Genomic DNA, 20345 nt, shown 5'->3' on the forward strand with positions numbered 1-20345 from the left:
CGTTAAACCAGATATAAAAAAACCGGAATGACACAAAGACGTGCGCTCCGGTTTTTTATTGTCTTGAAAAGCTAAGGAATTATTCCTTAGCTTTTGTCGATGTTTTCTTTTTTGCAGGCGCTTTCTTTTTACTTTCTTCAACCCACTTGCCATTTTGGTAGTGAGCAGTCCAACCTGTCGCTTTACCATCGACTTCACTCATCACATATTGTTCTTTATTTTTACGGCTATAACGAACAATTGCAGGGTTGCCATCTGGGTCTTGCGTAGGCGCATCAGCTAAATAATAAAACTTCTCAGAAATACGATCTCTAAAACGTTTTAACTCTTCAACTTTAGGTGCACGAGTTTCACGAGACTTAGGAAAAGTATTCGCCGCCAAGAAAATACCTGAAGCACCATCACGAAGTACAAAGTAAGCTTCTGATTTTTCACATTCTAGTTCTGGTAAATGAACCGGATCTTCTTTCGGTGGCGCAGCTTCACCATTTTTGAGTAATTTACGCGTATTCTTACACTCTTCATTACTACAGCCAAAATACTTGCCAAAACGGCCTGATTTTAACTGCATATCTGAGCCACATTTATCACATTCGATAATTGGGCCATCGTAGCCTTTAATTTTAAAGGTACCTTGTTCAACGATATAACCCTTACAGGCTGGGTTATTACCACAGACATGCAGTTTACGTGTTTCGTCTATCAAGTATGAATCCATTGCCGTTTCACAGATTGGGCAACGCTTCATTTGCATTAGTGATTCTGTTTCAACATCTTCAACATCTGCGGCAATCGCTTCATCACCAGGCACCAAATTCATGGTTGTTGTACAACGCTCTTTAGGTGGCAGGTTGTAACCTGTACAGCCTAAGAATACACCAGTTGACGCAGTACGAATCCCCATTTTACGGCCACAGGTTGGACAATCGATGTCTGTTTCAACCATTTGATTTTGGCGCATACCACCTTGCTCTTCATCACCTGAAGCAATTTCAAGCTGAGTTGAAAAGTCTGCGTAAAATTTGTCTAGTACTTGTGTCCAAACGCGCTCACCTTCTGCGATATCATCCAGACGACCTTCCATTTTAGCGGTAAAATCAAAGTTCATCAGATCTTCAAAATTTTCCACTAAGCGGTCAGTAACTATCTCACCCATTTTTTCAGCGAAGAAACGGCGGTTTTCAACGCGCACATAACCACGGTCCTGAATCGTTGAGATAATTGATGCATAAGTTGAAGGGCGACCAATACCACGCTTTTCAAGCTCTTTAACTAAGCTTGCTTCACTAAAGCGCGCAGGTGGCTTGGTAAAGTGTTGCTTAGGATCTAACTCAACAAGCGTTAGTACATCACCCTCTTTTACAGCTGGTAATGATTGATCTTCTTCATTCTTTTTACGAACAGCTGGCTGAACTTTTGTCCAACCATCAAAGCGAAGTACACGGCCTTTTGCTTTTAGCTGATAATCACCCGCACCTACGGTTAAAGTTGTTAGGTCATATTCAGCAGGTACCATTTGACAAGCAACAAACTGACGCCAAATTAATTCGTAGAGCTTTTTCGCATCGGCTTCAACACCATCTAAATGGCCTGATAATACCGAGACACTTGATGGACGTATCGCCTCGTGCGCCTCTTGTGCATTGCCTTTAGAGCTGTAACTGATCGGTGCTTTTGGTAAATACTTTTCACCAAATTGCTCGGTTACGTAATCACGACACATTTCAACCGCATCTTTTGATAAGTTGGTTGAGTCGGTACGCATATAAGTAATGTGACCCGCTTCATATAAGCGTTGAGCCAGCATCATAGTCTTTTTAACACCATAGCCTAAACGTGTACTAGCAGCCTGTTGCATGGTTGAGGTAATGAATGGTGCACTAGGCTTACTCTTGCTTGGCTTTTCTTCAACGCTAACAACCTTGTACTGAGCTTTCTCTAGGTCAGTAACCGCAGCCATTGCCTGCGCCTCATTAACAGGCTTAAATGCTTTGTCAGCGTGTTTCGTAACTTCTAAACGTAATGCAGCTTCACTATTTTTAACATCAGCGTGTACATCCCAAAACTCTTCAGGGATAAATGCTTTGATTTCACGCTCACGCTCAACGAGTAAACGCACCGCAACAGATTGCACACGACCGGCTGATAAACCACGAGCAACTTTAGCCCAAAGTAATGGTGACACCATAAAGCCCACTACACGGTCAAGAAAACGACGCGCTTGTTGTGCGTAAACCATATCAGTGTTTAGTTCACCCGGTGTTTCGAATGCTTGTTGAATTGCATTTTTAGTAATTTCGTTAAAAACAACTCGCTTATACTTTTCAGGCTCGCCACCAATAATCTGTTCGAGGTGCCATGCAATTGCTTCCCCTTCTCTATCCAAATCGGTTGCGAGATAGATTTTATCGGCGTTTTCAGCAAGCTTTTTTAATTCTTGAACAACTTTTTCTTTGCCTGGCAGTATTTCGTAATGTGGTTCCCAACCTTTTTCAGGGTCTATCCCCATGCGGGCAACAAGATTCTTATAATCTCGTTGCTTTTTATAGGCAGCTTTTTCTTCTGGTGACATTTTGCGAACTTCAGCAGGCGTTTTGGTCGCCGCTGTTTTCGTTTTGCCTGAACCTGAAGTTGGAAGATCACGCACATGCCCAACACTGGACTTGACGATAAAATCCTTTCCTAAGTATTTGTTAATTGTTTTTGCCTTTGCCGGAGACTCTACAATTACTAGTGATTTGCCCATAGTTGCCTATTTCTGACCGAAAGTTTTAAAGTTTTTTGCCCTTATAAATGTATATCCATCACATTAAACAAATAAGTATGATTTTTTAACATTGGAGCACGAATATTTATAGGTATATCTACAAACACCAATTGTTACAAGCTTTTAATCGAAACTTTTCTTCATTGACTGAATAATTAAACAATTTTTGTTGCTAATTTAGTCAATGTGGTGTTTTGCGGTAATTTCAAGGGGAATATATAGAACAGCAACAAAAATGCCAACCTTCTGGTTGGCATTTTTTAAATTTAATTGTGCTTAAATTTATTTATCATCAAGTATAGCAATTGATTTACTTACTGTTTTTGTAGTACCAAATTGATTCTCGAAATTAAATGTAATGGTCAGCACACCATCTGCGTCTTGGTTACCGTCAACCTCTCGAGCTATACGTACACTTGAAGACATTGTTGAGTCTCTATTTGTGCTTCCGATAATATCTTGATGTTGCAGTATAGAAAAATCACCATTGTCTGCAGTAATTGTTACCTCTGTACCTGCAGGTAATGGATTACCAAATTCATCACTGTAGAAAATTTGGATATTGATACCCGTTAAACCTATATCAATATCTTCTGGGCCTGAATCAGGATCATCCTCATCGTAATTCGGGTTAGGGCGTGTAACACTCGACAAATCAATCGATTCAACATCACACCAGCTTGCATTATCTGATTCTTCAAAGCCACCTGCAAATGTCGAACTACAATCAGCTGGCACAACTACTTCGTAAGGAGCAGTCACTACTTCATTTGATTTTAATACGGCGAATCGTACATAGGGTTCATCACCAGACATAACTACTTCAATCTGCTTACGAACTTCAATTAAATCACGCGTACATTGCCCAGCATTAAAGGCAGCTTCACTACATAACAATCCGTTATATTTACCATCAGGGCCGTCATATACACCATCATTATCAAGATCTCGCCATGTTTCATTATGACCGCCTCGTGAATTTTTCTCCGAGCATGGGTCTGAATCAGCATCGTAAGAATCTCTGGTTGCATCGCTACAGTTAGCTTTGTCAAAGGTATTATTTTCATTGTGGTCATTAAATGCTTCAGGTAAATCATATAACGTATAATATTCACCAACATCAAATAACCCGTTTCGACGAGTAACGCCATCTGATGACTCCTCATCCTCGTAGCTCTCTTGACCTTTCGCTACCGCAAGTATGCTTGTTCGTCCACCTCGAATTACACCATTTGGATCATTTTTAGCGCGAACTAAGGTGCCAATACATGGGGCTGCAATACCAAAATAAGGGTCGCAGTTTACTTCACCAGTTTTAGGGTTTATTCCTTCAGTAGTTGCAGTATTACCATCAATTTCACCAATTCTATTACCCCATTTGTAGTCATAGAAAGGTCGTTCACCCTGAGAGCGCCATGTAACAACACATGATGCATCAGTAGTACGACATACTGCTTCATTACTTTGTGAACCTATAACACCTGACTCAGTTAAAACGGTTGATTCAACACCATCACTATTGAATTGATTAAATTGGTCACCAAAATAAACTGTCAGGTTATTAGTGACGCCATTATAATTTAATGCATTTGGATTTAAGACTTCTGGGCTTAAGTCAAAACTGTTTTGATCTGTAACACCAGAGTATAAAGCAAGTTGAGATGACACTGCGTTAATTTGCTCAGTTAAAGGTACTAAGTGAAGTGTCCCTGCTGGGCAAATTTCATTGCTTGGTTCAGCTTCGCATAGTTCAACTTCATCTGTCCAACAAGATAAATCATCACCTTCAGGCAAGGCAGCAACATCTTCTTTAGAAACAAAACATGCTTTAACGACAAGTGGCCCTGGAACGATGCCTGAAGTCACTGTTGTTTGTACAACACCATTGTTGTCTGTATTAGCAGTTTTTTGCGTTAATTTTGCTAAACCTACTGAGTCCGTCAATTTAAAATCAATACGTTGCTGTGCAGAAACAATACCATCCGCATCAAGTAATCTGAAACGAACGACTGATTGTGTTGGTAAACCACCTTCACCAGGTGGAAGCGCAATCACTGGCTCCGAAACATCAAGAAATTGTATTGATTGAACAGCCGATACTTCAACAGGTATAACAGTAGACGCCGTAAAATTTTTGCCGCCCGTTTCAACTGTAATATTAACCACATCATTGATTGAACAGCCGTTAGCACGGTATGTTGAGCTTGCAATACCTGCTGACGATTGTACTGATGCATCAATTGTCGAGTCATTATTTGAAACACACGTAGAGTTAAATTCTACTTCTGTAGGCGTGGTAAATAAATTACCTTGCTCGTCGCGAAGGGTAACTTCAATAATAGTACTACCACCCGCTTTCAAAGGAATTGTATTGCCTTCACTATCTGTGTTTAGTCCATTATCAACTTCTAACACTAGATCAGCGATACCAACAGCAAAGTTAAGATCTGCACTTTCACCTAACGATGACACCGAAATAGTACCAGCACCGCCTGTATTTCCTGGCTGTAATTTTAAAAGTGCAACACCAAAGTTATCAGTCAGAGCTCGACCTGAAGAAGGTAATACAGAACCAAGATCAGTTGTTACATCAACCAATGAGTTAGCAACACCATCACCGCCTTGGTCATTTATTACTTCTACAAATAAATCACCTAACTCGGTTGATGAAATTGAATTAGTAATAGTACAGCCAGAAGCTTGCGAAGTTGGATCAAGCTTCACATTATTTCGATTTTGATCCCACGAAGGGTTGCAGCCTGTTAGCATTAGAACAGACACTGAGTATTGGGCAGCATCAGAAGAAGCATCATCACCATTTGATATAAAACCTACCGTTTTCGTAATGGTGTTATCATTTTCATCTGTATATGTTGCGATAACTTGACCAGCGCCTTTTGAATCGCCACTACTTAAAGTGACATTTGCTTGGCCATTTTCATCTGTTAGCGCAGTACCTAGTACGGGTGTAATTTTACCTGTGAAGTTTGTAGTAAACGAAATCAATTGGCCAGCAATTGGAGTGCTTTCATCAAGTAAAGTAGCTGTAACCGTTCCTTTGTTGTTTTTACTAACCGGGTTGTCTGAAGAGAAAGGTAAACCAGAACTGTCAACAATCGAAAGCCCTAATGAAACTGTGCCACTGCTATCACCCGTTTGTGAACCATCGGATGTGAAACCAAAAGTATCACTAAAAGTCTCTTCACCAACTATGTAGGATGCAGTAATGATACCAGCTCCTGCCGTATCACCTGCAGTGACAGTAATTGATGCAACACCATTTGAATCGGTCAAGCTCGTACCAGAAGCAGGTGTTATCAAGCCAATACTACCATCAAGACTAAAAGTTATCACTTCACCAGATACAGCAACCCCCTGATTGGTCAGAGTTGCTGAAATAGTTAATGGTGATTCGACCGTTACAGAACTCGACTCTTCATTTGTGCCCGCTGTATAACCTTTCACAGATACAGAGTAACTTGGGGTATCAGTCGTACCACCATCCCCTCCATCAAGTGAACCGCTATCGTTCTCTAACGACCCACCGCCGCCACAGGCAACTAACAATGAGCTGAAAACTATAATACTTAGCCATCGCAATAAAGGCATTGACCTCTCCCTAGTTAGCTATTTTAAATTTATTTATATATTTACCTAATATTAACCTAAAAATTGAACGAATATCATAATTTTTTTATCAGATTTACAGCGAATTAATTTAAAATATTTGTCGAATTTTCCTGTATAAAAATCTTCAGGCTGGTAGGCTATGGCGAAATTTATAAAAATATAGACTAGGTATATGTCAAAAGTACGATCTTTAAGCCTTACGTCTCGTATCATGGTAGGTATGGTACTGGGTGTGCTTGTTGGTTTTATCTTTCAAGCGATTTTAGCGGGTGAAGACGATTTCCTAATTCCACTAGGATTATTCTCTTTACCAATTAAAGCATTTTTTGTGGATGGTATCTTCCATGTAGGTGGGCAAATATTCATCGCAAGTTTAAAGATGCTGGTTGTTCCATTGGTTTTTGTATCGCTGGTGTGTGGTACATGTAGCTTAAGTGACCCTAAAAAACTAGGTCGATTAGGTGGAAAATCAATCTTACTCTATCTAGTAACAACAGCAATAGCGATCACCGTTGCTATAACACTAGCGCTATTAGTTAATCCTGGTGAAGGTATTAACCTACCATCAGATGCGACCTACAGTGCTAAAGAAGCACCTACCCTTGCACAAGTCATTATTGGAATGTTCCCTACCAACCCAATTGATGCAATGGCAAATGGCAATATGCTGCAAGTTATTGTGTTTGCTTTGTTATTTGGTGTGGCGATGGCTTTAAGCGGTAAAGCAGGTAAACGTGTTGCAACCGTGTTCGAAGACTTAAACACCGTTATTTTAAAACTTGTTACCCTACTGATGAATATCGCCCCTTACGGTGTATTCTTTTTAATGGCTAAGTTATTCACAACTATAGACTTTAAACTCATCACAAGCCTTGCCTTATACTTTGGCGTGGTGGTCTTCGCGCTCTTAATTCATGGCTTTGTAAACTATAGTATCTTATTAAAAGTATTAACTGGTTTAAATCCAGTGACGTTTTTAAAGAAAATGAAAAACGCCTGTTTGTTTGCGTTTAGTACTTCAAGTTCAAGTGCAACAATGCCTATTACCCTTGAAACTGCTAGCAAAAAACTTGGTGCTCACAACTCAGTTGCTTCATTTACGGTACCTTTAGGCGCAACTATTAACATGGACGGCACAGCAATTATGCAAGGTGTTGCTACCGTGTTCATTGCACAGGTCTTTTCAGTTGATTTAACAATTTCTGATTATTTAATGGTTATCTTGACCGCGACACTAGCATCTGTCGGTACTGCCGGTGTGCCAGGTGTTGGCCTTATCATGTTAGCGATGGTGTTAAACCAAGTAGGCTTACCTGTAGAGGGTATTGCTATCATCATTGGTGTTGACCGTTTACTTGATATGACTCGAACCGCTGTAAACGTAACAGGTGATTGTATGGTGACCTGTGTAGTTGCAAAATCTGAAGGTGAATTTGATGAGGACGTATTTAACGATCCAAATGCCGCTAAAGATTTAGAAGACTATCATAAGTCGATTAAGTAATAATTTACTTATGAACGACTCATAAAAAACCCGCTTAAATAGCGGGTTTTTTATTGCCTACATACTTTTTAAAACTGAAGTTTAAGGGTTTAAGCCTTTAAAGCGCGACATTAAACTCACACCTGCTTTACTCAAACCAGTGCTTAAGCCCACCGCTAATTTATCGCTCAAATTCTTCTTAATACGGTATTTCACTTTAAAGATTTGACGCTCTTTTGCTTGGCTCAATAAAATATCATCGCTTGTGTCAATTTTATCAACTAAGCCTTTATCAAAGGCTTGTGTAGCAAACCAGTGCTCACCTGTTGCGACCATATCTATATCAAGTGAAGGGCGTTGTTCACTAACAAATGTTTTGAATAAGCCATGCGTTTCTTCTATTTCCTGTTTGAATTTTTCGCGACCTTTGTCTGTATTTTCACCAAATAAGGTTAATGTTCGCTTGTATTCGCCTGCAGTAATTTGCTCAAAGTCCACATCATTCTTTTTCAAAATTTTATTAAAATTAGGAATCTGCGCAATAACCCCAATTGAGCCAACAATTGCAAATGGTGCAGCTACAATTTCATCAGCAACACATGCCATCATATAGCCACCACTCGCCGCTACTTTATCAATGGCTACAGTCAAATGCACACCTGCATTACGTAAGCGTTGTAGTTGAGACGCTGCAAGTCCGTAACCATGCACTACACCTCCGCCACTTTCTAGACGAACAAGAACACGATCTTTTTCTTTATCTGCAATAGTTAAAATAGCTGTGATCTCTTCACGTAAGCTTTCTACTTCGTGCGCATCTACACTGCCATTAAAGTCAATTACATATAGACGTGACTTAGGGTCTTCACTGTGTTGTTTTTTTGCGTCTGCTTTTTGTTGTTTCTGGTGAGCTTTTAACTCTTTCTTTGAAAGTGTGTTTTCGATAAAGCTTTGTTTTAAATCATCAAGCTGTTCACTTAAATCATCAATGGTTATCTCGCCCTTCTTCGCTTTAGGTTTTACTGCAGCTCCCATGATAATGGCAACAATGACAGCAATAGCGATGACAAATGTGAGGGTTTTTGCGAAAAATAACCCATACTCATATAAAAATTCCAATCAAACTCTCCACTTATTAATTATTCGCCACAATTTACCATGCTTTAAAGCAAAAAAAAGCCACATGATGTGGCTTTTTACTTAATTGGTTATTACTTAATTAATAGGTTTCAGTTATTCAGTGACAACATCTGAGTTTGTAACCTGAAGATACTGACCACGGCTTGCTAAGAAAGTCGCAATTTGCAGTTGCATCTCAGCTGTAGCAGCTGCACTTTCTTGTGCTGTAGCACCTGAGTCAGCAGTAGCTACAGGCGTTAACACTGAGCTGTGATGACCTTTAGTGAATTTAACCACATAGCTCATCGCATCAGCAGTTGGACCTTGTGTCTCAGCAACCGTTGATAAGCCCATTAAGTTGGCAAGAGGTAAACTACCAGCAATTGGATTACTCGCCACCATTGGTGGGATAACCATATCAGCATTGTTATTTTCACCATCACCCACTACAACGCTCATGTATACTGGCGTGCCAAGCGCTGCAACAGATGCTGCGTAGTTAGAAGGGTCGCCGCTATCAAGTGCTGTTTGCGCAGCAAAGGCAAACTGAGTGATCACACTTTGAATGTTAGCTAATTTTGCTGTTTCGCCCGCCATTGTTAACGAACTTACGTACTCTTTATAAGCACATGTAACGAAAGCCGTTTGGTTAGACGCAAGTGAACCACAGTTCGATAGCGCTTCATTTTGTGCATAAGCACCAAACTCTGCAGATTCAGCTGTGCCTGCTGCAAGTAAAACAGAGCCTTGCACAAAAGGACCAAATGTATTTGATTCAATTAAGAAACTAGCGATACCACCGCCACCACTGGCAAGTGCAACACTCTTCACGTTGAACATTGGATCAACTTGCTCAGCTAGCGGTGCATTAGTCACAGCAACAAATGCTGGAGCAACTACAGAGCCTAATGAATGGCCTAAGAATGAAACATCTTGGGCATTTAAATCAGCAGCACCAGTAAAGTTAAGACCTAAACGTAACCCCAGTAAATCAGCAACTGATTGACGTAAGCTATCACGCGCAACTAATAATGACTGTAAGTTCATGTAGCTTAAAACTGAACCTGTAGAAGCATTAAAGTCATCAGTACCATCGCCGTCTACATCTACACCACGCTCACCATGCATTGGGTGGTCGATTGCAGCCGTTGCAAAGCCTTGCATTGTTAATTGTGCTGTAATTGCTAGCATATCTTCTTTTTTAGAAGTAATACCGTGCTGAAGAATCACTACTGGCCAACCACCTTCAGGCATTACCAGAGGATCCAATCCTAACTGACCACGTATTGCGTTGATCACAGGTAAAATTGGTTTAGTAACTTGTACTGGAACGTTAGCAATGCTTTGTGTTTTTGGAATTGTGTTGTATTTGGTTAAGTGTTTAGTTTGATCTAAACCTAAATCACGCAGTTTTCCACCACTTAACGCCATACATAAACCATCAGTTTCGCTGATTGGGTCTGTTGGGAATGAGTCACCTGCAGTAGATGCATAGCCAAGTACAGCAACACCACTGTCGCATAGCCCTTGCCAATAAGTTGCTGATAAATCATCAACCGTTTTGCCTGTAGGCGTTGCTAAATACATAGGTAACATCACGCTACCCTTTTGATATTGCACACCACCAAATACTGGTGAAACACCTGTAATACCTTGTGATGCGAATACTTGCTCAACTGTAATTACAGGTTGCTCAGGAATTTGAACCATCGGTGTTGGTAAGGCAGGTTGCGAAAGGCTAGCTGCTAAAAGCTGCTTAACAGTACCTAGTACTTGACCTGCTGATTGCATTGTCATCGCAGCAGAGTAAATAATTTCATCTTTTGTGATTGCGCCACCTGAGGTGACTGCATTTTCGTAGCTATTTATCACCGCTTGCAGAGATTTTTGTGAATCAGTAATTAGCGGTGTTTCTTCACTAACAAGTGCATAAGTTGAAGATGGTTCGATTGAACGCCCTTCTGAGTCCATTAAAGACGTTGTTAAAACGTTTATGTAGGTGCTACCCGCTTTAAAAGGTTTAAGTGGGATCACAGCTACCGCATCACCAGAACCTTGTGTGATGAAGTCAACACCAAAGGTAAGCTCAGAAACCAACTTACAGGCAATGCCTGCAGGTACTTGCGAACAGGTTTCATCTGTTTGACTTGCGCCCATCACTACTTCAAAAATACGAACTGCACCAGGTGAACCGGCAGAAGCCATATCAAGTGAGATACCCGCAGGGAATGCTAAATCGATTTTAAACGGAGTTTGTGTTGACCAGCCATCAAGGGCACCTAGTGCAAGCTGAGGATCAGCATAGGCTGCGCGTTCAACACTAACATTGTTGTCGTCTAATTCACCCGGCATATTTAAAGTGCCATCAAGTGTACCACTCATCAGTAAGTCATTAGGTACCGAGATAACGCTATTTGCAGGGTCAAATTTAACGGTCGCGGTTGGGATGACAGGTGGGGTGTCATTTTTAACATCTTCTAATGTTTCTCCTCCACCACAGCCGGTAATGACTGACGCAATGGCTAGTGAGAGTAGCATTTTTTTCATAATTTCGCTCCGCGCAAATCTTATTGTTATTGTGTGTTCAAAGTTAAACGTAGTTGTTCTACTACCTTTATTCTAAGTTAAATTAATGTAATTAGATTATTAATAAGACATTAGACCAGTTAAAGTTAACGTAAAGTTTCAATTTTCGCCACCTTAATTTGCAATAAATTCGATAACTTGGCTTTTTGCTATGTTAAAATAGCAAAAAATCTAATTGATGGTACTTTTATGCACACTTATAAAGCCGCAGAGAATGCGCTAAAAGACAAAGTAATTCTAATAACAGGTGCGGGTGATGGCATTGGTCGCGTAGCCGCATTAACTTATGCCAAGCATGGTGCCACTGTTATATTACTTGGTAAAACAACTAATAAACTCGAATGTGTCTATGATGAAATCGTGAACGCAGGCTACCCACAGCCGGCTATCGTGCCGATGGATTTAAAAGGTGCAACAAAACAAAACTACCGCGATTTAGCCGCAACTATAGAAATGCAGTTTGGCAAGTTAGATGGTTTATTAAACAATGCAGGTATTTTGGGTTCATTAGGGCCGCTTGAACATTTCTGTGTTTCTACCTTTGAAAACATTATGAAAGTGAATGTGACTGCGCAAGCCATGATCACTAAATTTATGTTTCCATTATTGCGAAAGTCACCAAGTGCATCTGTTATTTTTACATCCTCTGGTGTTGGTCGCAAAGGGCGTGAGCATTGGGGTGCATATGCAATCTCAAAATTTGCTGTTGAAGGCATGATGCAAACTTGGGCCTGTGAAGTGGGCAAAACCAATATTCGCGTGAACTGTATCAACCCTGGTGCAACTCGCACATCTATGCGTGCTTCTGCATACCCTGGTGAAGATAGAGATAAATTAGCAACGCCAGAAGATTTAATGCCAACTTATTTATACTTGATGAGCGACGACTCTAAAGAGGTGAACGGCCAATCTTTAGATGCTCAACAGAAGTAAAGCTAATAGCTAGACACAAAAAAAGCAGCTCTCGCTGCTTTTTTTAATCTTTAAGCCCACTAAATAAAGCGTTTGATAATAAAATCTACTTTCACACGCTTTGCCTGACCCAAAAGTTTCTTAACAGGCGCAGGATAATCATCCATTGTCTCTAAGTCTTGCGGGCCATTTAAACGACGACAATGCTGCAAAATAGCGTGTTTTTCGTTTTCTATTTGCTCAAGAATATTTTGCTTCGGATCGTCAATTAAAATCCCGTTTTCGATATCTAAACCCCATGCTCGTGGATTCAAATTATGCCCACTAAGCAAATGTAAACGCTTATCTGAACAAATTCCTTTTAAATGGAAAGAGTTGCTTTCATGCTTCCAAAGATAAACATTTAAATTGCCATTTGCGATGTGACGCTTCTGAGACTTTAAAAATTTAAGTAGGATTGTTTCATATAAATAAGGGAGTGCACCAATCTTACTAAACGGCTCACTAGGAGGCAGATAAAAATCGTTCGCAGTTTTATCACCTACCACAATTGTTACTTGCTTACCTTGTTTTAGTAATCGACGTAAAGAGCGCATTAATGGTGCTGGGAAATTAAAGTAAGGCGTATAAAGTACTAATTCTTCTTCTGTGGTATCAAATAATGACTTAATCAAACGATTTAGTTTATTACTACGACGGCCTAAGCCTAAGAAAAGACGAACCCCTAATTCACCCGCACTCGCCTCTGCTGCACTTTCATAACTTGCTGATTTAAGATCACGCATTAACTGCTTTTGCGCATTTTTAATATCGTTGAAGTTAACTAGAGGTCGCTTATCAATACGAGGAACAGCCTCAGAACTTAATAAGTGTGATTCAATAAACTCTACCACTGAGTTACACAAACCAGCTTGATGCACTAAAAAGTAGCGATCTAAACGATAACGGTCGTCTTGCTGCAAATAGACATTGTTAAGACTTGCACCGCTGTACAATAAAGTATCGTCAATCACAAAGCCTTTTAAATGTAACACGCCAAAAAGCTCTTTCGCTTTAACAGGAACACCATAAACCTTTACATTAGACTGGTACTTTTCCTGAAAGTCACAATACATACTGGCATTGCCATCAGATTTTGCAGCGCCAATTAAACCTCGCTGAGCGCGATGAAAATCAACCAGTACTTTTACCTCTAAATCTGGATTAGCTAATGAGGCTTCGTGTAATGCCGTTAAAATTTCTCGACCTGCTTCATCATCTTGAAGATACAAAGCAGTTATATAAATTCTTTTTGTCGCTGAACGAATTAAACGCAATAGTTCAATGCGATACTCTTTTGCATTGGTTAAGACCTGTAAGTCTTCCGTAGTCAGCCCGAATGCGGGCTTTTCCTGCCAAAATACCATAATTGCCTGTTCATTTATTTAGCTCATAACTAAAGCTAATATCAAAATTAGCTAAAACATACCAAAAAAATATTGCTTGGTCATGAATAAACGTACTTTGAAGGCATAACAATTGAGAAATAGTTCATTTAACAAGCAAAAAGAGCAGCTTAAATCATAATGAGTAAGGATTATTTGACAGCTTTGCGATTTACCAAAAAAAATAATCGAGCCTTTTGTTTACATCCGCCTTGTTTTTCTTAGAATCGGTCGCATAGACATCGTATTGAAACGTTTTTAGGAAAAACCATGAGTGACGCTAAACACTGTAAACTATTAATTTTGGGTTCTGGACCTGCGGGCTATACGGCGGCAGTTTATGCTGCACGTGCGAACCTTAACCCTGTTCTAATCACAGGAATTCAACAAGGTGGTCAATTAACAACAACGACCGAAGTTGAAAACTGGCCTGGTGATGCGCATGGCTTAACTGGCCCTGCATTAATGGAACGTATGAAAGAGCACGCTGAACGTTTCGAAACCGAAATTATCTTCGATCACATTAACAAAGTTGATGTAACTAAGCGCCCTTTCACTTTAACAGGTGATTCAGGCACATATACTTGTGATGCATTAATCATTGCAACAGGTGCGTCTGCTAAGTACTTAGGTTTAGAATCTGAAACAAACTTCCAAGGTCGTGGTGTCTCTGCTTGTGCAACTTGTGATGGTTTCTTCTATCGTGGTCAAAAAGTTGCCGTTGTAGGTGGTGGTAATACGGCAGTTGAAGAAGCTCTTTACTTATCTAACATCGCCGACGAAGTACACGTGATCCACCGTCGCGATAGCTTCCGTAGCGAGAAGATTCTAGCTGATCGTTTAAATGAAAAAGCGGCAAACGGTAATGTTGTTTTACATTACAATCGTACTTTAGATGAAGTTCTTGGTGATGAAATGGGTGTAACTGGCATCCGCATTAAAGCAACTGACTCAGAAGAGACTGAAAACCTTGACCTTGCAGGTGTGTTCATCGCAATTGGCCATAAGCCAAATACTGACATGTTCGAAGGTCAACTAGAAATGAAAGATGGCTACTTAGTAGTTGAATCAGGCTTAAACGGTAATGCGACACAAACAAGCGTACCAGGTGTATTCGCTGCAGGTGATGTGTGTGATCACATTTATCGTCAAGCAATCACATCAGCAGGTACAGGTTGTATGGCTGCCCTAGATGCTGAGCGCTTTTTAGATAATCTATAATCTATTGCTAAATACTAGCTTTGTAAGGGGTTGTCGAAAAACAGCCCCTTTTTTATGGCTAAAATTTTGCTAGAATCATAATAAATAACAACGATAATGCTGATATGATCAAGCAACTTTATCAGCTCTCACCCGAGAGTGTAGATTTCCCAAATCCTGAATATGCCCTCGATGAGCCTGATGGTTTATTAGCTATTGGTGGTGATTTATCAGTTAACCGCATTAAACATGCTTATAAAAATGGTATTTTCCCATGGTTTAGTGATTACGAACCAATTATGTGGTGGTCACCTAGCATGCGCGGTATTATTGAGTTAAATGAATTTCATGTCAGTCGTAGTTTAAAAAAGCACTTAAAACGTGCTCCGGTTCGAGTCACTGTTAATCACGCTTTTTCGCACGTTATCAATGCTTGCCGTGAGCAACGACTCGACGCTGAAGGTACCTGGATCACTGAGCAAATGATGCATGCTTATATCGAAGCACATCATCAAAATATTGCTCACAGTGTAGAAATATGGCAAGAAAACGAACTAGTTGCTGGTTTGTATGGCATCATGCAAAACGGTATATTTTGTGGTGAATCCATGTTTCATCAAGTCAGTAATGGCTCAAAGCTGGCGATGTGGGCATTAGTTAATTGGCTTAAGAAGCACCAAGCCCATTTTATTGATTGCCAACTAGAAAACCCTTATTTAATCACTTTAGGTGCAAAAGTTATCCCACGTAGAGAATTTTTAACTAGACTTAAATTAGCGCACAGTTATGTGCCTAAAAAAGATATGTGGCATCCACAAGAGTTGATTAATATTTATGACTGAGCACTTACCCGCTAGGCTTGGTTTAAGCCAGCAATTTGATTGCAGTTATTTACCCGACCGTCAGGAGCAACTACTTGTTATACTTGACCCAAGTTGTTACTGCCCTGATAAATTTGAACAGTTATTAGCATTGGGTTTTAGACGCAGTGGCGACCAAATCTATCGTCCACATTGCCCTATTTGTAATGCATGTAATTCAGTGCGCGTTTTGGCCCAACAATTTACCCCTTCAAAATCACAAAAGCGCAAATTAAATAAAGCAAATAAGGTTTTCACATTCAGTTATAGTGAATACGAACGCGCAGAATATTACCCGTTATATTGCAAATACATCACGCAAAGGCATCAAGATGGTTCAATGTTTCCGCCTGATCAAAGTCAGTACGAAAGCTTTTTGTTTTGCCAGTGGCTACCCGTTACGTTCATAGAGTTAAGAGATGGCGATAAATTAGTTGCTGTTGCGGTAACCGATTGCATGACCAATGCTCTATCAGCGATTTATACCTTTTTTGATCCCGATTATGAGCAATACAGTATTGGTAGCATCATGATCATGGAGCAAATTAAATTTGCAAAACAACAAGCAAAACAATTTGTCTATTTAGGTTACCAAATCGACGAATGCACTAAAATGAAATATAAAACCCAATTTTTGCCTGCACAAAAGCACATTGGCGACGAGTGGTTGGCGATTTAATTTACAAAATTGAGCCCTGTAGCTTTACTTATTGCTGTATTTTCGGCAAAATCTGCAGCGTTTAACTATTAAAGAGGTGTTACGCTAAACATGGCGAAAGAAGACGTAATCGAAATGCAAGGTACGGTCCTTGATACTTTACCAAATACAATGTTCCGAGTTGAGCTAGAAAATGGTCACGTTGTTGTGGCTCATATCTCTGGTAAAATGCGCAAAAACTACATCCGCATCTTAACTGGCGACAAAGTAACCGTAGAAATGACTCCTTACGATTTATCGAAAGGTCGCATCGTATTCCGTGCTCGCTAAGTTAGTGCGTTAACGAGAGATTTAGCTTTTTGCTGCTTTGAATGAGCAGGTGTGTTTATTACAAAGAGCTAAAAGCGTTTGTTAAATGGTGTTAAAACTAATTTAGTTTTAATTCCATTTAATAAACAAAAAGCCCAGCAATTGCTGGGCTTTTTGTTTTTAGCTAAAAACAACTTAAGCTGTTTCTAGGCTAGTTTCAAAGTCAAAGTGGATTTTCTTATCTTTCACAGATACTTTAACCGAACCACCATCGGCTAGCTCACCAAACAAGATTGCATTTGCCAGCGGCTTTTTAAGCTCATCTTGGATAACACGCGCCATTGGGCGTGCACCCATCGCTTTATCATAGCCTTTATCTGCCAACCACTCTCTTGCTTTGGATGTAAGTTCAAGGTTAACCGACTTCTTATCAAGTTGCGCTTGTAACTCAACAATGAACTTATCAACCACTTGCAAGATAATCTCTTTCTCAAGGTGATTAAACCAAATGATATTATCTAAGCGGTTTCTAAACTCAGGTGAAAACACTTTGTTGATTTCACTCATCGCATCATGAGAATGGTCTTGTTCGGTAAAGCCAATCGACTTACGTACAGTCTCTTGAACACCCGCATTCGTCGTCATCACCAATACAACATTTCTGAAATCGGCTTTACGGCCGTTGTTATCAGTAAGTGTACCGTGATCCATTACTTGCAGTAGAATGTTGTAAATATCTGAATGTGCTTTTTCAATTTCGTCCAATAGTACAACTGCATGCGGGTTTTTAATTACCGCTTCAGTTAACAAACCACCTTGCTCAAAACCAACATAGCCAGGAGGTGCACCAATTAGACGACTGACCGCATGACGTTCAACGTATTCAGACATATCAAAGCGAATAAACTCAACACCCATACACTTAGCAAGCTGCTTAGTGACTTCTGTTTTACCAACCCCTGTTGGGCCTGCAAATAAGAACGAACCCACTGGTTTGTCTTCGTTAGCAAGGCCAGAGCGCGATAAACGAATTGCTGAAGTCAACGCATCGATTGATTGGTCTTGACCAAACACTAGCATTTTCAGGTTACGGTCAAGGTTTTTAAGCGTCTCTTTATCGCTAGATGAAACGCTTTGCTGAGGAATACGCGCCATCTTAGATACAATTAGCTCGATATCAGCCACGCCAATTGTTTTCTTACGCTTAGAAACAGGCTGTAAACGCTGATTAGCACCTGCTTCATCAATAACATCAATAGCCTTGTCTGGTAAATGACGTTCATTAATGTATTTAGCACTAAGTTCTGCTGCCGCTTTCAATGCCTTTTGTGTATAACGAATACCATGATGCTCTTCGTAACGCTCTTTTAAACCGTTAAGAATTTTCGTGGTATCAGCCACACTTGGCTCAAGAACATCAATTTTTTGGAAACGACGTACTAACGCACGGTCTTTTTCAAAGATATTTTTGAACTCGTTATAAGTCGTTGAGCCCATGCAGCGCAGCTTACCACTCGAAAGTAGCGGTTTAATTAGGTTCGATGCATCCATTACGCCACCCGATGCTGCACCGGCACCAATGATGGTATGAATTTCATCAATGAATAAAATTGAGCCAGGCTTTGCTTGTAGCTCTTTCAATAGTGATTTGAAACGTTTTTCAAAATCACCCCGGTATTTAGTACCGGCAAGCAACGCCCCCATATCAAGTGAATAAACCACCGCGTCAGCGATAACTTCCGGCACTTCTTTATTGACAATGCGATAAGCAAGGCCTTCTGCAATCGCTGTTTTACCAACCCCTGCTTCACCAACCAGTAGTGGGTTATTTTTCTTACGACGGCATAATACCTGAACCGTTCTTTCAACTTCGTTATCGCGGCCTACTAATGGGTCAATGTTACCGTCGATAGCTTGTTGGTTAAGGTTCGTTGTAAAGTTTTCGAGTTTTGTTGGTTCTTCACCCTGCACTTCTTGCACTTCTTCATGGATATCATCATGGTCTTCACCACCAAGATCGTCATCAGTTTTAGAAATACCATGCGAAATGAAATTCACAATATCCAAACGGTTAATGTCGGCTTTTTTCAGTAAATAAACCGCTTGGCTTTCTTGCTCAGAAAAAATAGCAACCAGCACGTTCACGCCAGTAACTTCATTTTTGCCTGATGATTGCACATGAAATACAGCGCGCTGTAATACTCGCTGAAAACCTAATGTTGGCTGTGTTTCTCTGTCTTCTTCAAGATCAGGAATCACAGGCGTGGTTTCATCAATGAATTCTGATAATTCAACTTTTAATGCGCCCATATCAACACCACAGGCGTTTAGCGCTTCTCCAGCAGAAGGGTTATCGAGCAGCGCAAGTAAAAGATGCTCGACGGTCATAAATTCATGCCGACGCGTTCTCGCTTCGCGAAACGCCGCATTCAGAGTTAGTTCTAAGTCTTTGTTTAGCATTGGCAACCCCTTACTGAGATAATATTTTATATACCGTTGTGACGGGTTAATCGGTTCACCCTACCTTGGTATTTATTCCTGCTCACAACTACAAAGCAGTGGATGCTCGTTATCTCGTGCGTAACGATTAACTTGCTCAGCTTTGGTATGGGCTACATCGGCACTGTAAACACCGCATATTGCTTTACCGTTATGATGAACTTGAAGCATCACATCTGTTGCTCTATCGCTATCCATATTAAAAAACGTCATAAGTACTTCTATCACAAAGTCCATAGGCGTGTAATCATCATTGTTTAAAATGACTTTATATTTTCGCGGCGGCTGCAATTTTTGCTTTTCACTATCGCGAACTGTATCAATAACACCAGAATCTTTCATACCACTCATAATAAATATAGTCTTGTCTTTAGAACTCAAGCAAACTTGAATAAAAAAATAAATAAATTGTTAAAAAATAGCCCAAAACACTTGACTGATTGGCCAAATAAACTACAGTCAAAGATAGATTGATTAATCATTAGTCAGTCTAGCAAATTACACGGTTTAGAATAACTAAATTAGTCAACTTATAGAAGGATGTAGAAGTATGGCTTGTGGAAAAGTCAAATGGTTCAACAATGCCAAAGGTTTTGGTTTTATCGTAGAAGACGGCAGCGAGACTGATATATTCGCTCATTACTCAACGATTGTAATGGACGGTTATAAAACACTTAAAGCTGGTCAAGATGTAACATTCGAATTGCAACAAGGTCCTAAAGGGTTACACGCAACGAATATTGCGCCTAACGATGAGATCTCTTAGGTGAACCTATTCGAGTACCAAGCGAGCGACCTTGTTAAGATCCTCGCTTACTTCCCTATCTCCCACTGATTTTTATTTTCAACTTGAAATTCCATTTCTTTACCCCAATAGTTTAATTGTTATTAGCCCTTT

14 protein-coding genes are annotated in these 20345 nt (G+C 40.1%); 7 read left to right on the forward strand and 7 right to left on the reverse strand.

What is annotated here, in order from left to right; translation table 11 throughout:
- Positions 1-79: 79 nt before the first annotated feature.
- Both topA and L1264_RS11750 read right to left on the reverse strand, forming a co-directional pair.
- The gene (gene topA, locus L1264_RS11745) at positions 80-2746 is read right to left on the reverse strand and encodes a type I DNA topoisomerase (RefSeq protein ID WP_138558714.1); all 2667 of its coding nucleotides are present in this window, start codon (positions 2744-2746) and stop codon (positions 80-82) included.
- Positions 2747-3049: 303 nt separating this feature from the next.
- Positions 3050-6376, reverse strand: coding sequence for a hypothetical protein (locus L1264_RS11750; RefSeq protein WP_135924963.1), 3327 nt, complete (start codon positions 6374-6376; stop codon positions 3050-3052).
- 193 nt (positions 6377-6569) lie between these two features.
- On the opposite strand from L1264_RS11750, the gene L1264_RS11755 reads away from it, so the two are divergent.
- The gene (locus tag L1264_RS11755) at positions 6570-7901 is read left to right on the forward strand and encodes a dicarboxylate/amino acid:cation symporter (RefSeq protein ID WP_135924966.1); all 1332 of its coding nucleotides are present in this window, start codon (positions 6570-6572) and stop codon (positions 7899-7901) included.
- A gap of 81 nt (positions 7902-7982) precedes the next feature.
- On the opposite strand, the gene sohB is transcribed toward L1264_RS11755, so the two are convergent.
- Together sohB and L1264_RS11765 are read right to left on the reverse strand one after the other, a co-directional pair.
- Positions 7983-8999 (reverse strand): protease SohB, encoded by a 1017-nt coding sequence (gene sohB, locus L1264_RS11760; protein ID WP_199526367.1) that lies wholly within the window; start codon positions 8997-8999, stop codon positions 7983-7985.
- A gap of 114 nt (positions 9000-9113) precedes the next feature.
- Positions 9114-11546 (reverse strand): VolA/Pla-1 family phospholipase, encoded by a 2433-nt coding sequence (locus L1264_RS11765; RefSeq protein ID WP_199526366.1) that lies wholly within the window; start codon positions 11544-11546, stop codon positions 9114-9116.
- 228 nt (positions 11547-11774) lie between these two features.
- Here L1264_RS11765 and L1264_RS11770 point away from each other — a divergent pair, with 228 nt between their 5' ends.
- Positions 11775-12518, forward strand: a complete 744-nt coding sequence (locus L1264_RS11770; protein WP_135924973.1) for a YciK family oxidoreductase — start codon at positions 11775-11777, stop codon at positions 12516-12518.
- A 59-nt stretch (positions 12519-12577) separates the two neighbouring features.
- On the opposite strand, the gene pssA is transcribed toward L1264_RS11770, so the two are convergent.
- On the reverse strand, positions 12578-13903 hold the full coding sequence (gene pssA / locus L1264_RS11775; protein ID WP_138558710.1) for a CDP-diacylglycerol--serine O-phosphatidyltransferase: 1326 nt from the start codon (positions 13901-13903) through the stop codon (positions 12578-12580).
- 288 nt (positions 13904-14191) lie between these two features.
- On the opposite strand from pssA, the gene trxB reads away from it, so the two are divergent.
- The 4 genes from trxB (at position 14192) to infA (ending at position 16969) form a co-directional block, all read left to right on the forward strand.
- Positions 14192-15142 carry a thioredoxin-disulfide reductase gene (gene trxB, locus L1264_RS11780; protein ID WP_135924978.1) on the forward strand — a complete coding sequence of 317 codons (951 nt, stop codon included), beginning with the start codon at positions 14192-14194 and terminating at the stop codon, positions 15140-15142.
- A 104-nt stretch (positions 15143-15246) separates the two neighbouring features.
- Positions 15247-15963 (forward strand): leucyl/phenylalanyl-tRNA--protein transferase, encoded by a 717-nt coding sequence (gene aat / locus L1264_RS11785; protein WP_199526365.1) that lies wholly within the window; start codon positions 15247-15249, stop codon positions 15961-15963.
- A complete protein-coding gene (locus L1264_RS11790; RefSeq protein ID WP_199526364.1) occupies positions 15956-16660 on the forward strand; it encodes an arginyltransferase in 705 nt (234 codons plus the stop codon). The genes aat and L1264_RS11790 overlap by 8 nt, the downstream gene beginning before the upstream one ends.
- Before the next feature lie 90 nt (positions 16661-16750).
- Complete coding sequence (gene infA, locus L1264_RS11795; protein ID WP_002962494.1) at positions 16751-16969, forward strand: translation initiation factor IF-1; 219 nt, start codon at positions 16751-16753, stop codon at positions 16967-16969.
- 174 nt (positions 16970-17143) lie between these two features.
- Here the strand turns inward: infA and clpA are convergent, their stop codons facing one another.
- Together clpA and clpS are read right to left on the reverse strand one after the other, a co-directional pair.
- Complete coding sequence (gene clpA / locus L1264_RS11800; protein ID WP_199526363.1) at positions 17144-19408, reverse strand: ATP-dependent Clp protease ATP-binding subunit ClpA; 2265 nt, start codon at positions 19406-19408, stop codon at positions 17144-17146.
- Between the two features lie 72 nt (positions 19409-19480).
- Positions 19481-19789, reverse strand: coding sequence for an ATP-dependent Clp protease adapter ClpS (gene clpS, locus L1264_RS11805; protein ID WP_171040478.1), 309 nt, complete (start codon positions 19787-19789; stop codon positions 19481-19483).
- A gap of 208 nt (positions 19790-19997) precedes the next feature.
- On the opposite strand from clpS, the gene cspD reads away from it, so the two are divergent.
- The gene (gene cspD, locus L1264_RS11810) at positions 19998-20213 is read left to right on the forward strand and encodes a cold shock domain-containing protein CspD (protein WP_036968098.1); all 216 of its coding nucleotides are present in this window, start codon (positions 19998-20000) and stop codon (positions 20211-20213) included.
- Positions 20214-20345 lie beyond the last annotated feature (132 nt).

Origin of the sequence: Pseudoalteromonas sp. APAL1 (assembly GCF_021532475.1) — a bacterium.
GTDB lineage: Bacteria > Pseudomonadota > Gammaproteobacteria > Enterobacterales > Alteromonadaceae > Pseudoalteromonas > Pseudoalteromonas lipolytica_C.

Excerpts from the sequence above, each read along its gene's own strand:
- topA (WP_138558714.1), bottom strand. The coding sequence starts at position 2,746 with ATGGGCAAATCACTAGTAATTGTAGAGTCTCCGGCAAAGGCAAAAACA.
- L1264_RS11750 (WP_135924963.1), bottom strand. The coding sequence starts at position 6,376 with ATGCCTTTATTGCGATGGCTAAGTATTATAGTTTTCAGCTCATTGTTA.
- L1264_RS11755 (WP_135924966.1), top strand. The coding sequence starts at position 6,570 with ATGTCAAAAGTACGATCTTTAAGCCTTACGTCTCGTATCATGGTAGGT.
- L1264_RS11765 (WP_199526366.1), bottom strand. The coding sequence starts at position 11,546 with ATGAAAAAAATGCTACTCTCACTAGCCATTGCGTCAGTCATTACCGGC.
- L1264_RS11770 (WP_135924973.1), top strand. The coding sequence starts at position 11,775 with ATGCACACTTATAAAGCCGCAGAGAATGCGCTAAAAGACAAAGTAATT.
- pssA (WP_138558710.1), bottom strand. The coding sequence starts at position 13,903 with ATGGTATTTTGGCAGGAAAAGCCCGCATTCGGGCTGACTACGGAAGAC.
- trxB (WP_135924978.1), top strand. The coding sequence starts at position 14,192 with ATGAGTGACGCTAAACACTGTAAACTATTAATTTTGGGTTCTGGACCT.
- aat (WP_199526365.1), top strand. The coding sequence starts at position 15,247 with ATGATCAAGCAACTTTATCAGCTCTCACCCGAGAGTGTAGATTTCCCA.
- L1264_RS11790 (WP_199526364.1), top strand. The coding sequence starts at position 15,956 with ATGACTGAGCACTTACCCGCTAGGCTTGGTTTAAGCCAGCAATTTGAT.
- infA (WP_002962494.1), top strand. The coding sequence starts at position 16,751 with ATGGCGAAAGAAGACGTAATCGAAATGCAAGGTACGGTCCTTGATACT.
- clpA (WP_199526363.1), bottom strand. The coding sequence starts at position 19,408 with ATGCTAAACAAAGACTTAGAACTAACTCTGAATGCGGCGTTTCGCGAA.
- clpS (WP_171040478.1), bottom strand. The coding sequence starts at position 19,789 with ATGAAAGATTCTGGTGTTATTGATACAGTTCGCGATAGTGAAAAGCAA.
- cspD (WP_036968098.1), top strand. The coding sequence starts at position 19,998 with ATGGCTTGTGGAAAAGTCAAATGGTTCAACAATGCCAAAGGTTTTGGT.